Source organism: Photobacterium sp. ABD4_091, assembly GCF_056160145.1.
In genome coordinates this window covers 977,469-991,710 of record NZ_JBSWWQ010000001.1, presented here as the reverse complement: position 1 = coordinate 991,710, position 14,242 = coordinate 977,469, and the positions used below count along the sequence as shown (strand labels likewise).

The following is a 14,242-nucleotide window of genomic DNA, read 5'->3' as shown; positions in this document are numbered from 1 at the left end:
TGCAGCCAATCCATTGATGGTAGACAATCAAAGGTAATTTCCTCTACCGGTGAGTACCTGCGTGTTTACTGTCTATCACTCCAATCAACTGGATCTCCTGAAATCCCTGCTTGTCGAGCTAGCCCGCCTCGAACCTCTCGATAACCCGTTCGAGCAAGAGCAGATCTTGGTCCAAAGTCCAGGCATGTCGCAGTGGTTGAAGCTCGAGCTGGCCAAGTCTCAGGGGATCGCAGCCAATATCGAGTTCCCGCTGCCTGCGACGTTCATCTGGAACATGTTCACCAAGGTTCTCAGCGATGTGCCCGAGCGCAGTGCCTTCAATAAAGAGGCGATGACCTGGAAGCTGCTTCAGGTGTTGCCGGAGCAGTTGTCGAAACCCGAGTTTTCGCCGCTGGCCAACTATTTGAGTGATGATCCTAACCAGGTCAAAAGCTATCAGCTGGCAGAGAAAATTGCCGATATCTTTGACCAGTATTTGGTGTACCGGCCGGAGTGGATCCAGGCTTGGGAGTCCAATGCTATCGATCCGGAGCTGGTGGAAGAGCATCCTTGGCAGCCATTATTGTGGCAGGCGCTCTATGACCATACCCTTGCCCTGGGTCAGTCGCCGTATCACCGTGCCAACCTGTACGATAACTTCATCGAAACCCTAGAGGGCTATCTTCAAAGCGGCTCGTCATTACCGGAAGGCTTGCCGAAGCGATTGTTTGTTTTTGGTATTTCGGCCTTGCCACCCCGTTACCTAGATGCACTGGCGGCATTGGGTAAGCATATCGACGTGCATTTGATGTTCACCAATCCATGTCGCCATTACTGGGGGGATGTGCGAGATCGTAAATTCCTCGCCCGCTTGGCAGCCAAGCAGCGTCAGCAGCTGCAGTGGTGTGCCGACCACAGCGAGCACGGTGCGGTGATCTCACCGCTCAAGGGGGACATCGACGCCAACGTGGTCGATGAAACCCACGAGGGCGCGGTAGGCAATACCTTGCTGGCCTCACTCGGTAAGCTGGGCAGGGATAACCTGTATCTGCTATCGGATATGGAAGCCTATGAAGTCGAAGCCTTTGTTGATATCGAGCCCGACTCATTGCTCCATGCGGTCCAGGCCGACATCCTCAACCTCGAAGACCGGGTCAATGACGAAATTACCGAGTCCAGCCTTCACAAGCTGGCAATAGGCGCTGATGACTCTTCGCTAAGTGTCCATGCCTGCCACTCGCCGATGCGCGAAGTGGAAGTGCTGCACGATAACCTGTTGGCGATGCTGGCCGACAACCCTGGGTTATCGCCCCGGGATATTGTGGTGATGGTGGCGGATATCAACAGCTATAGCCCGTATATCCAGGCGGTATTTGGCAATGCGCCTGGTGATCGCTATATCCCATTCTCAATTTCAGATCGCAGTGCCGACCAGGAAAACCCGGCACTGTTGGCCTTCCTACGTTTGCTGGCCCTGCCGGAAAGCCGCTGTCAGGCCTCGGAGCTGCTGGAGCTGCTTGAAGTACCGGCAGTGATGGCCCGGTTTGGCTTTGATAGCGATAAGTTCGAGCGGGTCAAACTGTGGATCGAAGAAGTGGGGATCCGCTGGGGGCTGGATGATGACACCGCCGAAGAGTTTGCCTTGCCACGTCAGCAACAGAATACCTGGCTGTTCGGGTTACAGCGTATGCTGTTGGGTTATGCGATGCCGCAGGAAGCCGGTTTGTACCAAGGCGTGTTGGCTTATGAAGAGGTACAAGGACTGGATGCCGAATTGGCCGGCCAGCTTGGCCTGTTCATCGAAACCCTGATGCTTTACCGCCAGCATTTAGCCCTGCCACAACCGATCACTCGTTGGATTGCGGTGCTCAACCAGATGCTCGATGACTGCTTTGCGGTGGATATCGATGGTGAGCTAGTGCTGAGGATGATCCGCGATAAACTTCAGCAGCTTGAGCTGCAACTGGCCGATGCCGGCTATGATTCGGACATTACTCCTGCAGTGATGCGCGATTACCTTAACGGCAAATTATCCGGCGAGCGGGTCAGCCAACGCTTTTTGGCCGGGCAGGTTAACTTCTGTACCCTGATGCCAATGCGCTCGATCCCGTTCAAGGTAGTGTGCCTGCTGGGGATGAACGACGGTGTGTACCCGCGCTCAATCCCACCGGAAGGGTTTGATTTGATGGCTGGCCGTAACCGCCATGGTGACCGCTCGCGCCGGGATGATGACCGTTACCTGTTCCTGGAGGCTATCCAGTCAGCCCAGCAGGCGCTGTATATCAGCTATGTGGGGCGCTCTATCCAAGACAACAGCGAGAAGGTCCCGTCGGTACTGGTCAGTGAACTGCTTGAATACTGCCAGCAGGGATATTGTCTTGCCGGTGATGAGGCGTTGCCGGTTGATGAGTCGGCAAACAGGCTGGTGGCCAGTCTCACCCAAACCCACCCCTTGGTGCCGTTTAGTCCGCAGGCGTTCAGTGGTGGTAAGCATAGCTATGCCGCAGAATGGCTGCCGGTGGCCAACCAGGCCTTTATTGAGCCTGAAGCGTTCCAGTCGTCCCCGCTAGAGCCGGATCTGAGTGATGACCGTGCAGAGGGGATCCTTGAACTGGCAGAGCTATCGCGTTTCTGGCGTCTGCCAGTGCAGTATTTCTTCAACCGCCGCCTGAAAGTCTTCTTCGATGGCCAACAAGGCGGGCCGGAAGACGATGAGCCGTTTGCGCTCGATGGCTTGGGCCGCTACCAGCTGCGTGAAGCCCTGTTGACAACATTCCTTGATTGCCAGAGGCAATCACAAGGCCAACAAGCAGTTAGCCGCGATCAGGCGTTCGAGCAGTTTGCCCGCTACCAGCAGGCTGCCGGTGGCTTGCCGGTCGCCCAGTTTGGCGAGCTGGAATTGATGGAAGAGCGAGGGCAGATAGAGCAACTGACCGATAGTGTGGTTCAGTACCTGTCCCAGCCATTGCCGGATGTCGAAGTCGATTGTGTGGTAACCGTTGCCGGACGCGGGATCCGGTTGCAAGGCTGGCTTAAGCACATGACCCAGCAGGGGCTTGTCCGCTATCGCCCAGGCAAAGTCCGGGCCCAGGATATTCTGGCTTGTTGGCTCGATCACCTCTGCTTGGCAGTAATGAAACCTAGTCAGCCGACCTACCTGATTGGGATTGATGGTACCTGGCAGCTCGAGCCTGTCTCTGCCCAGTATGCCATGGAGCAACTAGCCGTTTTAATCGAAGGCTATGACGGTGGTTTGACCCAGCCTTTGCCATATTTCCCTCGTACCGCCCATGCCGGGATCCAAGCTTGTATCGATAAGAAAGGTCAGTGGTGTGACGACGATGCCACCCTCTCAAAAGCGGCAGGCAAAAGGGCGGAAGCCTTCAATGGCGGCTATATGTTCGACGGTGAGGGTAACAACAGTTACATCTACCGGGTGTGGCCACTGTGGGACGACGAGTTAGCTGAACAGTCGCAGCGGTGGGAAGACCAAATATTGAAGCCTGTTGTGAAACAGTTGCGAGAGGTTGAACAGAGCTAATCGTACTGAGGATAAAGCAGGAGAGGTGTAGCGTGGCCGCCAGCAAATCATTATTGATTGTAGGGTGTTCGCTGTACGGCCACCGGTCCAGAGGTTGACCAAATTTCGTGGCTCAGATACTAGCGGACCAGATAGGTGGAAACCGTGAAACGTCTCTCATATTGATAGATGGGTTAGTGCTGAAATTCGGTATATTTATTTGAATTCGTGCTAGATCACAAAAAATTATTTCGAACGGGTTGGGTTTTGTAATGAAACCGTGGCCCTGTTCACTGATAGGAATTGGCGTATTCTATGACTCAACACTCACTTCTCATCACTCCGGAGCCGCTGGAGCCGATGCGATTTCCTCTTCATGGCAACCGCTTGATCGAGGCATCGGCCGGTACCGGAAAAACCTTCACTATTGCCAGTTTGTATTTGCGCCTGCTGCTTGGCCATGGTGATGACCACACCCGTTTTCCTCGCGAGCTGACGGTTGACCAGATCTTGGTGGTGACCTTTACTGAAGCAGCGACGGCAGAGCTTCGAGACCGGATCCGGCGCCGGATCCACGATGCCCGTTTGGCATTCAGTCGTGGCAGCAGCAGTGACCCGGTGATCAAGCCTTTGCTCGAAGATATCAAGGATCACAAAGCGGCAGCGGCTATCTTGCTACAGGCCGAGCGCCAGATGGATGAAGCGGCGATCTTTACCATCCATGGCTTTTGCCAGCGGATGCTGACCCAGAATGCCTTTGAGTCGGGCAGTCTATTTAACAATGAGTTTGTCACCGAAGAAAGCCACTTGCGGGCGCAGGTAGTTGCCGACTTCTGGCGCCGTAATTTTTACCCGCTGCCTCGAAGCCTGGCGGCAGAAGTTCGCAAGCTATGGGCGGCGCCCGGAGCGCTGCTATCGGAGATCAATCGGTTCTTGTCCGGGGCCGAAATAACAGTACGTGCGCCGGAGCTATCAGGCAGCCTCGAGCAGGTCCACGAAGAGAACCTGAAGCGAATTGATCATGTGAAGCAATTATGGCGTGAGAGTGCCGGTGATCTGCATGACATCATTGCCAGCTCCGGCGTGAACAAACGCAGCTATACCAAGACCAGTTTGCCAAAGGCACTGGCGGAAGTGGCTGAGTGGGCAGAGCGGGATAACACCGGCTACCAACTGCCAAAATCATTGGACAAGTTTGATCAGCAAGTGTTGTTTGACAAAACCAGCAAGGGCCAGCCACCGGAGCATCCGGTATTTGTGGCGATTGGTGAGCTGTTGGCTAACAAGCCTAATGTACGTGACCCCTTATTGGCACATGCGATCAAGGAGTGTCGTCAGTTACTGAGCGACGCCAAGCAGCGCAAGGGCTGGTTATCGTTCGATGATTTGCTGACCCAGCTATCGGCGGCGTTGAGCCAGGATGAGAGCGGTTTGCTGGCTAGCCGCATCCGCCATTTGTTCCCGGTGGCGATGATCGATGAATTCCAGGATACCGATCCGCTGCAGTACAGTATTTTCAGCACAATTTACGGCGAGCAGCGCCTTGAAGAAGCATCGCCGGAAGGTGAAAGCAGCCCTTGTGGTTTGTTCATGATCGGCGATCCCAAGCAGGCTATCTATGCCTTTCGTGGTGCCGATATCTTTACCTATATCCAAGCGCGTCGTCAGGTAACCGCTCACTACACGTTGGGTACCAACTGGCGTTCGACCGCCGAAATGGTCGGTGCAGTGAACCGCATCTTCCAGCATCCTGACCGTCCGTTTATCTATGACGAGGATATCACCTTCCTGCCGGTCGACTATAGCCCCAAAGCCCAAGGCCGTGGCTGGGCGCTTGACGGCGTCAAACAGTCGGCAATGTGCTTTTGGCACCAAGAAGCCGAAGAGCCGGTCAAAAAAGGTGATTACCAGCAGGTGATGGCCGAGGCGACCACAGCAGAAATTCAAAAAATCCTCACTTTGTCACAGCAGGGCAAGGCAACACTGGTGGATGGCGAGCAGCACCGCCCGATCCATGCCAGCGATATTTCGGTATTGGTGAGAACCGGTAGCGAAGCGGCGTTGGTCCGCCGCACCTTGGCCGACCAGGGTATCGCCAGTGTCTACCTGTCCAACCGTGACAGTGTGTTTTCCTGCACCGAGGCGATGGATTTATTGCGCTTCTTGCAGGCGGTACTGACCCCTGAAGATGACCGCAATATGCGGGCAGCATTGGCTTCCAGCCTGTTTGGCCTGACCGCGCATGCGTTGGATGCGATGAACACCAGCGAAACCGTCTGGGAGCAGTATGTGTCGGAGTTCCGCGCTTACCGCAAGCTGTGGCAAACCCGCGGGGTATTGCCAATGCTGCGATTCATGCTGGCCCAGCGCCAGATCCCCGAGACCTTGCTGAGCCAAAATGGTGGTGAGCGGCGGGTGACCGATATTTTGCATATTGGTGAGTTGTTGCAGCAGGCGAGCCAGACTCTGGACAGTGACCATGGCTTGCTACGCTGGCTGGCGGAACATATCGAAGAGCCCAACGGCAATGTTGATGAGCAGCAACTGCGTTTGGAGTCCGACAGGAACCTCGTGCAGATTGTCACTATCCACAAGTCAAAAGGCCTTGAATATGACATTGTGTTCTTGCCTTTTGTTTGTAGCTACCGCGAAGCCAGTACCGCGCTGTTTCATGATGAGCAGAGCCAGCAATCAGTGTTGGATATTGCCGCCAATGAAGAGAGTATGGAGCTAGCCGAAAAAGAGCGACTAGCTGAAGACTTGCGCCTGCTGTATGTGGCCCTGACCCGTGCGGTTTATGGTTGCTATATCGGTATGTCGCCGATCCGCAACGGCTTGAGCCGCAAGGAGCCGACTGGCCTGCACCGCTCGGCGATTGGTTGGTTGGTACAGAACGCCCATGAGGGGGGCTTGGCTGAGCTGGCCAATGCCTTGCACTCACTGGCTTCACAATCCGAGGCTGTGGCTGTATTGCCACCTCCACCTTTGCCTGAAGAGCTTTGGCTGCCTGTTGAAGGTGAAAAGCCACAGCTGTCGGCGTCGGTGTTTGATAAAGATATCGACCGTAGCTGGTGGATCACCAGTTACTCGGGGTTGGTCAAGCAAGGCCATAGTCACCATGATGCTTCTTTCGAGTTGCCGGGCTTTGATACGGATTCGTCGGGCGATGAAGCCCTGGGGGATGAGGACGTCGAGCCAGCAAGATCGATCTACACCTTTCCGAAGGGGGCGCGTCCGGGGACTTTCCTGCATACCCTGTTTGAGGAAATTGAGTTTACCGCCCCGGTCGACGGCCCGGAAACCACTGGGAAGATCCTCGAACTGCTTCGACTTGAGAACTACGACGAGGAATGGCTCCCGGTATTGCAGACCATGATCAGCGATGTGCTGTCGTGCCCGCTTGATGGCGATGCGATGCGCCTGGGCGGGTTGGCTCCGTCCCAGCGCCTTACCGAAATGGAGTTCATGCTGCCGATTAATCTGCTTTCGGCTCCACTGCTCAACAAGGTGATTGCCCGCCATGATAAATTGTCGGCCAAAGCTGGTGAGTTGGGCTTTGCCACCGTTAGCGGGATGCTCAAGGGCTTTATCGATTTGGTGTTCGAGCATGATGGCCGCTACTACGTACTGGACTGGAAGTCTAACTGGCTCGGTGACGATCCGGGAGTGTACCGTGATGGCATGCTGGGTCAGGCGATGGTTGAACACCGCTACGATCTGCAGTACCAGCTCTACGCATTGGCGTTGCACCGCTTTCTCAAGGCCCGTAAGGCCAACTACAACTACGATGACCACTTCGGTGGTGTGTATTACATCTTCTTGCGGGGCGTAAAGGCCGGCAGCGATAGCGGCATATTCAAAGCCAAGCCATCACTGGCCCTGCTGAGCGAAATGGAGACCTTGATTGACGGAGAATCCCCAGATGCCTAATCAACTTGAGAGTAACGCTTACCACGGGGGCTTGGCTCAGCTTGAAAATCTTGTTCGTCAAGGTTACCTGCGCCCGCTGGATCACCAATTTGCCAAATTTGTCGCCCAGGGAGACAAGCAATCGGCAGATCCGCTGGTGGCACTGATTGCGGCATTGGCGAGTTATGAACTGGGGCAGGGCCATGTATGCCTGCTGTTGTCACAGCTTGATACTGCAAGGTTGTTTGGCTTGCCAGCCAAGCTCAGCTTACCGCTGGTTGATGGCCTGCCAGAGCCTCAGTTGTGGCAGGCGCATTTGGCCCAATCGGAGGCGGTTTCTAACGGTAGCCGGCCGACACCGCTGGTGATGGATGGCGACAGGGTTTACCTCAACCGCTACTGGCAGTTCGAGCAAATGGTCGCCAACCAGCTGCGCCTGCGGGCACAAAGCGGCGGAGATGGCTTGCAGCCTGAATTGATGGCAGCCAAGCTCGATGAGCTGTTTGCCCGCGATTACCGTTACTTATTTGCTGCCCTCCAGCAGTTGGCACAGTCTGGTGGCACCCCAGAGGACAGGCAGCGTGAAGTCTGCGACAAATTGGATGTTGTCACTCCGCAAATGCTCGATTGGCCGGCGATTGATACCGCACTTTTGTCAGCCGCTAGCGTGGATGACTTAGTGGTACTGGGTGGTTTGGTGCCTGCTAATTGTTGCTTGAACTGGCAGAAAGTTGCGGCGGCTGTTGCCCTTACTCGCCAGTTTGCGGTGATTTCTGGTGGTCCGGGTACCGGTAAGACAACCACAGTGGCGAAACTGCTGGCGGCGCTGGTGACTCAGGCCATTCAGCGTGATGAGCGGGATGAACACGATGTGCTTCAGCTACCTGATATCAAGCTGGTTGCGCCGACCGGTAAAGCGGCAGCCAGGTTGACCGAATCAATCGGTTCGGCGGTAGACTCGTTAGCCGTTGACGATGTGGTGAAAAGCAATATTCCGACCCAGTCGAGTACAATCCACCGCTTGTTGGGAGCTATCCCTAACCGGGTTGCCTTCCGCCATAACCGGGACAACCCGCTGCACCTGGATGTGCTGGTGGTCGATGAGGCCTCGATGGTCGATTTGCCGATGATGGCACGCCTGCTCGATGCCTTGCCGCCACATGCCAAGCTGATCCTGCTTGGCGATAGGGAGCAGCTCGCATCGGTCGAAGCAGGCGCGGTACTGGGTGATATATGTGGCTTTGCCGAGCAGGGCTATACCCCAGCGCAAAGCCAGCTGCTAGGCCAGTTGACCGGTTTCCAGTTCCAGCAGGCACAAGCGGCCCCTGCTATGGTTGCCGATAGTTTGTGTATGCTGCAAAAGAGTTACCGCTTCCATGCTCAGTCGGGAATCGGCCAGCTAGCCAAGGCAATCAATAGTGGCAAGCCATATCTGGTTGAGCAGGTGTGGCAGAAAGGCTTTAAGGATCTCCAGCATCACCCGTTGAGTAGTGACTCCTACCTGACCATGATCACTTATGTCGTGGCCTTTTACAGCAAATATCTTGATGCGATTGAAAAAGGCGAGGCACCGGGCGAAGTGCTCCAAGCCTTTGCCCAGATCCGCTTGCTTTGTGCGGTGCGGGAAGGCGACTTTGGTGTGGCTGGCTTGAACCAGCGCATTGAAAGGGAATTGGCGCGCAAGGGCAAAATCGCCCCGGGCGAAGATACCTGGTATGTCGGCAGACCGGTCATGATCAGCCAGAATGATCACGGCTTGGGGTTGTACAACGGTGATATCGGGATTGCGATGTACGACAGTGAGGCAGACCCAGTGACGGGCAATCGTCCGCTTAGGGTCTATTTTGAAATGCCGGACGGGACTATCCGTGGTGTGTTGCCAAGCCGCTTGCCTGAGCATGACACGGTTTACGCCATGACTATCCACAAATCACAAGGCTCAGAATTTGCCGATACCTTGATGGTACTGCCGCCAGACTTCAGCCCGATCTTGACGCGTGAGCTAGTGTATACCGGGGTGACGCGGGCCAAGTCCAAGCTGTATATGTTTGCCACCAAAGATGTCCTTAACCGTTCCGTGACGATGCGGACAGAGCGGGCGAGTGGCTTGGCGGGCTTGTTATCGTAAGCTGACATGACAGCAGAATGACAATTTAAAAAACGCACGAGTACATCCATGTAGCTCCGACCCGCCATCCCTGGCGGGTAGGTTTTTAAATTGTATTCTGCTATCAGTTTTGAGTGGCTACTGAGGTCGGTTGGAAGCGATTATCGCCTACAAGTCGAGGATCAGAATCTTGGAGCGGCGCTGGAAGTTGTACAGCGCCTTCTTGGCAACCGGTAGGCTCTCGACGCTGGATTCGCTGAAACCCTGCTCCCGGAACCAGTGCAGGCTGCGGGTAGTGAGAACAAACAGGTGGGCGAGCCCCATCCGCTTGGCTTGCTGTTTGAGCTGGCTCAGCAGCAAGGCTCCTCGGTCACCGTCGCGGAAATCGCGGTGCACGGCGACACAGGCCATTTCAGCCATACGCTCATCAGGGAAGGGGTACAATGCCGCGCAACCTATGATCAGGCCATCACGCTCAATAATAGTGAACTGTTCTACTTCCTGCTCCAGTTGCTCTCGCGAGCGGCGGACCAAGATCCCGTCTTGTTCCAATGGGCGGATCAACTCAAGGATCCCGCCAATATCATCAATTGTCGCCTGACGAACCTGCTCGGCACTTTCCATCACAATTTGGGTGCCGATGCCATCGAGTGAGAACAGCTCCTGAATCAACGCACCATCCTCCTTATAGCTGATCAGGTGGCTACGGGGGGTCCCAGCCCGACAAGCAGTGATTGCGCCACGCAGGAAGCGGCCAGTGCCTCGCTCCTCCTGTTGCAGCGCAACCAGCCGCTGCAGAGCGTGCTCAGCCTCAATGGGCAGCATTTCAGACACCACGCCTCCTTCGCTATCCAATACCCCCTGCTCGGAACAAAAGCCGATGAGCTTGTCTGCTTTTAGCTTGATCGCCAGTTGGGTGGCAATTTCTTCCGAGGTCAGGTTGAAACACTCACCGGTTACCGAGCTGGCGATGGGGCCGAGTAGCACTATGGCGCGCTGATCAAGCTGGCGATGGATAGCTTCGGTATCAATGCGGCGGATCCGGCCGCTGTGGGCATAGTCCACACCGTCATCAATGCCAAGAGGCTGGGCGATGACGAAGTTTCCGCTGACAATATTGATTTGCGAGCCCGCCATCGGTGTATTGTTCAAGCCCATCGAGAATCTTGCCGTGATATCGAGCTGAAGGTGGCCTGCCGCTTGCTTGGCAATTTCCAGCGCCCGCTCGTCAGTGACCCTCACTCCCTTGTGGTAGGGCGTCGTGTAGTTCATTTGCTCGGCCAGACTCGAGATCTGCGGTCTGGCGCCATACACCATCACAATGCGTAGCCCTAGGCTATTGAGCAGGGCGATATCATTGACGATATGGGAAAAGTTTTCATGGGCGATGGCTTCCCCGCCAACCATGATGACAATGGTTTTGCCAATATGGGCGTTGAGGTAGGGGGCCGACTGGCGGAACCCTTTGACCAAGGCGGTACTTCTGAACTTCACGGCTGGCTTTCCTTGTAGCTGTGTGGCAAATGTGCAGGCTTATGCCTCACGAAGAGGCAATAGAGATGTTATTAATGATTATGCGATTTATGTCAATAAAAATTCACGAGCTGTCCATGTTATAGCTATGCAATACCCAGATAAAAGTTGGGGAGAAGATCTCGTTATTTGCCATGGTAAGCAGATAAGTACCGAAAGATCGGTGCTTTGGGGTATATTGGCGGGGAAACGCGCTATGTTATTAAGAGTTATGGCCACAAAGCAAAAGACCTCCTTGTTTACTCACCGACTGATCAGTTTTGCCATGGCAGTAGCCGTCACCGGCGCAATTGCGTTGGGTTTGTTGCTGGCTGGCTTGTTTGATAACGCAATAGCGCAAGAAAAGCACCTGCCTGATATCAACGGAATCTGGACCGAGCAGGATGTTGCTCCTTATGCCGCGGACAGCTTTGAAATCCGTCCTGAAGGCGTATTTGTCAATGGCCGTCAGGTTAATACGCAATATCAATGGGATGGCAGCAATCTTGAATACCTCAAGGGGGGCACCCTTTACTCTTATTCTTTTTTATCCGGCCGGCTGATCCGCCAGAGCCCTGCGCATTATGTCTCTTCTTTTTCCCGTCGGAACATAGCTCTTCGCCAGCCTGAATAATTCATTTGCATCGCTAGTTTATCGTTACTTTTGGCAGCTCACGCAGTAGTTGGTTGACCGGGACTTGTTTAATGGCAACTTTTCGCATGATATCGGCGGTATTTGGGCTGCCACCTAAACACCGCTGGATCACGGTATTGATCTTGTGCGGTGAGTTCCCTTCGCTGACCAAGCTTCTTATCCACTGGTATTCAATAGAATTGATGTTCAAAAGGGTATCCTTGCCGACTTTGAGTGGTGGGTACATTGACGCCTCCTTGCGCTTCCAGATGACAGTTCTATTACGCTTTTATTAATTACAGGACAACTATGACACAAATATGACAGAAGTGGCATATAAGTGCGTTTGGGTAAATTATGCGAGGCAATTCAGACAAACCGCTGACACAGATAAGAAAATGATCGGCAAAATAGTCCTTGGGAGTAACCGTTTGTAGGCGGGAGTGCCACAGTTGGTTACACTGATGAGAATTGAATTCCAACCAAACGACATAGGATTCACGGTGTTTCGAAAAGCAACGATTGCTCTTTTTATTATGGGGTTGGTTGGCTGTGCCAAGCCAACTGATCGTGGTCAGCAATACCTGGATGGCGAGTTTGACCAAGTACTCAACCAGGTAGCCCTTGTAGAGTCTGACAAGCCGAAAGACTTTAGCCAGTTCTCCAACCAGATGGAGAAAGTTATCGAGCGCTCTCCGTCAATGGCGGCGAACTACCAAGCTCTCTACCGGCAGATAGAAAACTGGGTAGCGGCTGGAAGTGAGCTGTCCGACCTGGGTAACTACGGCATTGAAGTCGCCCAGATGGGGGGCGGGGACGGTCATGGCAACGTGATGTTCACCGGCTACTTTTCTCCGGTGATCGAACTACGTCATCAGCCGGACGAGGAATTCCGTTACCCGGTGTACGGTATGCCGGAATGTGACGGGAAATGCCCTAGCAGGGCAGAGATCTATGGCGGGGCACTGGAAGGCAAGGGGCTTGAGCTGGGCTACAGCGCCTCGATGCTTGATGTCTTTATGATGGAAGTACAGGGCAGTGGCTTTGTCCATTTCGATGACAGCGATGAGCTTCAGTACTTTGCCTACAGGGGTAAAAACGGCCACCGCTACGTCAGTATTGGCCGGATCCTTATCGAGCGCGGGGAAGTGCCGCGTGAGAAGATGTCGCTCAAGGCGATTGATGAGTGGGTAAGCCAGCAGGATGAGGAGACCGTCCGCGAGCTGCTGGAGCAAAACCCGTCTTATGTCTTCTTCAAGCCGCAGGACAACCTCGACGTGATGGGAACTGCGGGGATCCCGCTGCAAGCGCATGCCTCGGTCGCGGCGGATCGCGACTACTTGCCGATGGGCAGTGTGCTGCTGGCAGAAGTGCCCCAGCTCGATGAAGCTGGCAACTGGAATGGAAAGCATGTGCTTAAATTATTAATGGCACTAGATACGGGCGGGGCGGTGAAGAAAAACCACCTTGACCTATACCACGGCATGGGTACCCAGGCCGGGGTGGATGCCGGGCATTATAAGCACTTTGGCCGGGTCTGGAAGTTAGGTCTCCAGGGCACCCAAACCGAGAAGCCTTGGGTTGCGCCGTAGTGTAGCTGTTTAGTTACTTAGTCTAGCTTTCCGGTTTAACTTTTACCGACTGGACAATTTCCCAAAGAGTGCGTATAAATCGCACTCTTTCTTTATGAATGTGTGAACAGCGCGGAACAGCCATGCGAGAACTAGATACCCCAGCATCAGACAATTACAACCAGCGTTTCGGCGGAACCCGCCGCTTGTATGGTAACAGCGAAGTGGAGATTTTCCGTGCCGCCCATGTGTGCGTAATTGGCATTGGCGGTGTAGGCTCATGGGCTGCAGAAGCGCTGGCACGTTCTGGTATCGGTGAGTTGACCCTGATTGATATGGACGATGTCTGTGTCACCAATATCAATCGCCAGATCCATGCCATGTCAGGCACGGTAGGCCAGAGCAAAATCGAGGTGATGGCTGAGCGTATCAAGCTGATCAACCCTGAGTGCAAGGTCAACCTGATTGATGATTTCATTACGCCGGAGAATATCTCGGAGTACATCGACGGTCGCTATGACTACGTGCTGGATGCTATTGATAGCATGAAGCCGAAAGCGGCGCTGCTGGCATACTGCAAAAGCAACAAGCTCAAAGTGATCACCACAGGTGGTGCCGGCGGCCAGATTGACCCGACCCAGATCCAAATTGCGGACTTGACCAAAACCATTCAGGATCCGCTGGCGAAGAAGCTGCGTGACACCCTGCGTCGTCACCATAACTTCCCGAAGAACCCAAAGCGCAAGTTTGGTATTGATTGTGTCTTCTCGACCGAACAACTGAAGTACCCGCAGGCTGATGGTTCAGTATGTGGGGTGAAATCGACTGCTGAAGGGCCGAAGCGAATGGACTGTGCCAGCGGCTTTGGTGCAGCGACTATGGTGACCGCCACCTTTGGTTTTGTTGCTGTCTCTCGTATTTTGCAGAAGCTGGTCGATAAGCACCTGCAGAAATAAAGTATCTGGGCAATACCAGGTAAAGAAAAGCGAGGCTGAGCCTCGCTTTTTTGA

Annotated in this window: 8 protein-coding genes; 6 read left to right on the top strand and 2 right to left on the bottom strand. The window is 54.3% G+C overall.

The features are described 5' to 3' along the window. Nucleotides 1–61: 61 nt before the first annotated feature. The 3 genes from recC to recD all read left to right on the top strand — a co-directional run bounded on the left by recC (nucleotide 62) and on the right by recD (nucleotide 9,536). A complete protein-coding gene (gene recC / locus ACXAGQ_RS04400) occupies nucleotides 62–3,520 on the top strand; it encodes an exodeoxyribonuclease V subunit gamma (RefSeq protein WP_475252123.1) in 3,459 nt (1,152 codons plus the stop codon). Between the two features lie 294 nt (nucleotides 3,521–3,814). Continuing rightward, complete coding sequence (gene recB / locus ACXAGQ_RS04395) at nucleotides 3,815–7,429, top strand: exodeoxyribonuclease V subunit beta (protein ID WP_475252121.1); 3,615 nt, start codon at nucleotides 3,815–3,817, stop codon at nucleotides 7,427–7,429. Beyond that, nucleotides 7,422–9,536 (top strand): exodeoxyribonuclease V subunit alpha, encoded by a 2,115-nt coding sequence (gene recD, locus ACXAGQ_RS04390; protein WP_475252119.1) that lies wholly within the window; start codon nucleotides 7,422–7,424, stop codon nucleotides 9,534–9,536. The genes recB and recD overlap by 8 nt, the downstream gene beginning before the upstream one ends. Nucleotides 9,537–9,683: 147 nt before the next feature. Here recD and argA read toward each other — a convergent pair whose 3' ends face one another. Then, a complete protein-coding gene (gene argA, locus ACXAGQ_RS04385; protein WP_475252118.1) occupies nucleotides 9,684–11,009 on the bottom strand; it encodes an amino-acid N-acetyltransferase in 1,326 nt (441 codons plus the stop codon). A 235-nt stretch (nucleotides 11,010–11,244) separates the two neighbouring features. On the opposite strand from argA, the gene ACXAGQ_RS04380 reads away from it, so the two are divergent. Further along, complete coding sequence (locus ACXAGQ_RS04380) at nucleotides 11,245–11,661, top strand: DUF2850 domain-containing protein (RefSeq protein ID WP_475252116.1); 417 nt, start codon at nucleotides 11,245–11,247, stop codon at nucleotides 11,659–11,661. A 13-nt stretch (nucleotides 11,662–11,674) separates the two neighbouring features. Here the strand turns inward: ACXAGQ_RS04380 and ACXAGQ_RS04375 are convergent, their stop codons facing one another. Continuing rightward, nucleotides 11,675–11,908 carry a hypothetical protein gene (locus tag ACXAGQ_RS04375; RefSeq protein ID WP_475252114.1) on the bottom strand — a complete coding sequence of 78 codons (234 nt, stop codon included), beginning with the start codon at nucleotides 11,906–11,908 and terminating at the stop codon, nucleotides 11,675–11,677. A 256-nt stretch (nucleotides 11,909–12,164) separates the two neighbouring features. Here ACXAGQ_RS04375 and mltA point away from each other — a divergent pair, with 256 nt between their 5' ends. Together mltA and tcdA are read left to right on the top strand one after the other, a co-directional pair. Further along, nucleotides 12,165–13,253 (top strand): murein transglycosylase A, encoded by a 1,089-nt coding sequence (mltA, locus tag ACXAGQ_RS04370; RefSeq protein WP_475252112.1) that lies wholly within the window; start codon nucleotides 12,165–12,167, stop codon nucleotides 13,251–13,253. 122 nt (nucleotides 13,254–13,375) lie between these two features. Then, nucleotides 13,376–14,188 carry a tRNA cyclic N6-threonylcarbamoyladenosine(37) synthase TcdA gene (gene tcdA, locus ACXAGQ_RS04365; protein WP_475252110.1) on the top strand — a complete coding sequence of 271 codons (813 nt, stop codon included), beginning with the start codon at nucleotides 13,376–13,378 and terminating at the stop codon, nucleotides 14,186–14,188. Nucleotides 14,189–14,242: the final 54 nt, after the last annotated feature.

Bases quoted from the DNA above. Each gene is read 5' to 3' on its own strand.
- recD (WP_475252119.1), top strand. From the start codon at position 7,422: ATGCCTAATCAACTTGAGAGTAACGCTTACCACGGGGGCTTGGCTCAG.
- recB (WP_475252121.1), top strand. From the start codon at position 3,815: ATGACTCAACACTCACTTCTCATCACTCCGGAGCCGCTGGAGCCGATG.
- ACXAGQ_RS04375 (WP_475252114.1), bottom strand. From the start codon at position 11,908: ATGTACCCACCACTCAAAGTCGGCAAGGATACCCTTTTGAACATCAAT.
- ACXAGQ_RS04380 (WP_475252116.1), top strand. From the start codon at position 11,245: ATGTTATTAAGAGTTATGGCCACAAAGCAAAAGACCTCCTTGTTTACT.
- tcdA (WP_475252110.1), top strand. From the start codon at position 13,376: ATGCGAGAACTAGATACCCCAGCATCAGACAATTACAACCAGCGTTTC.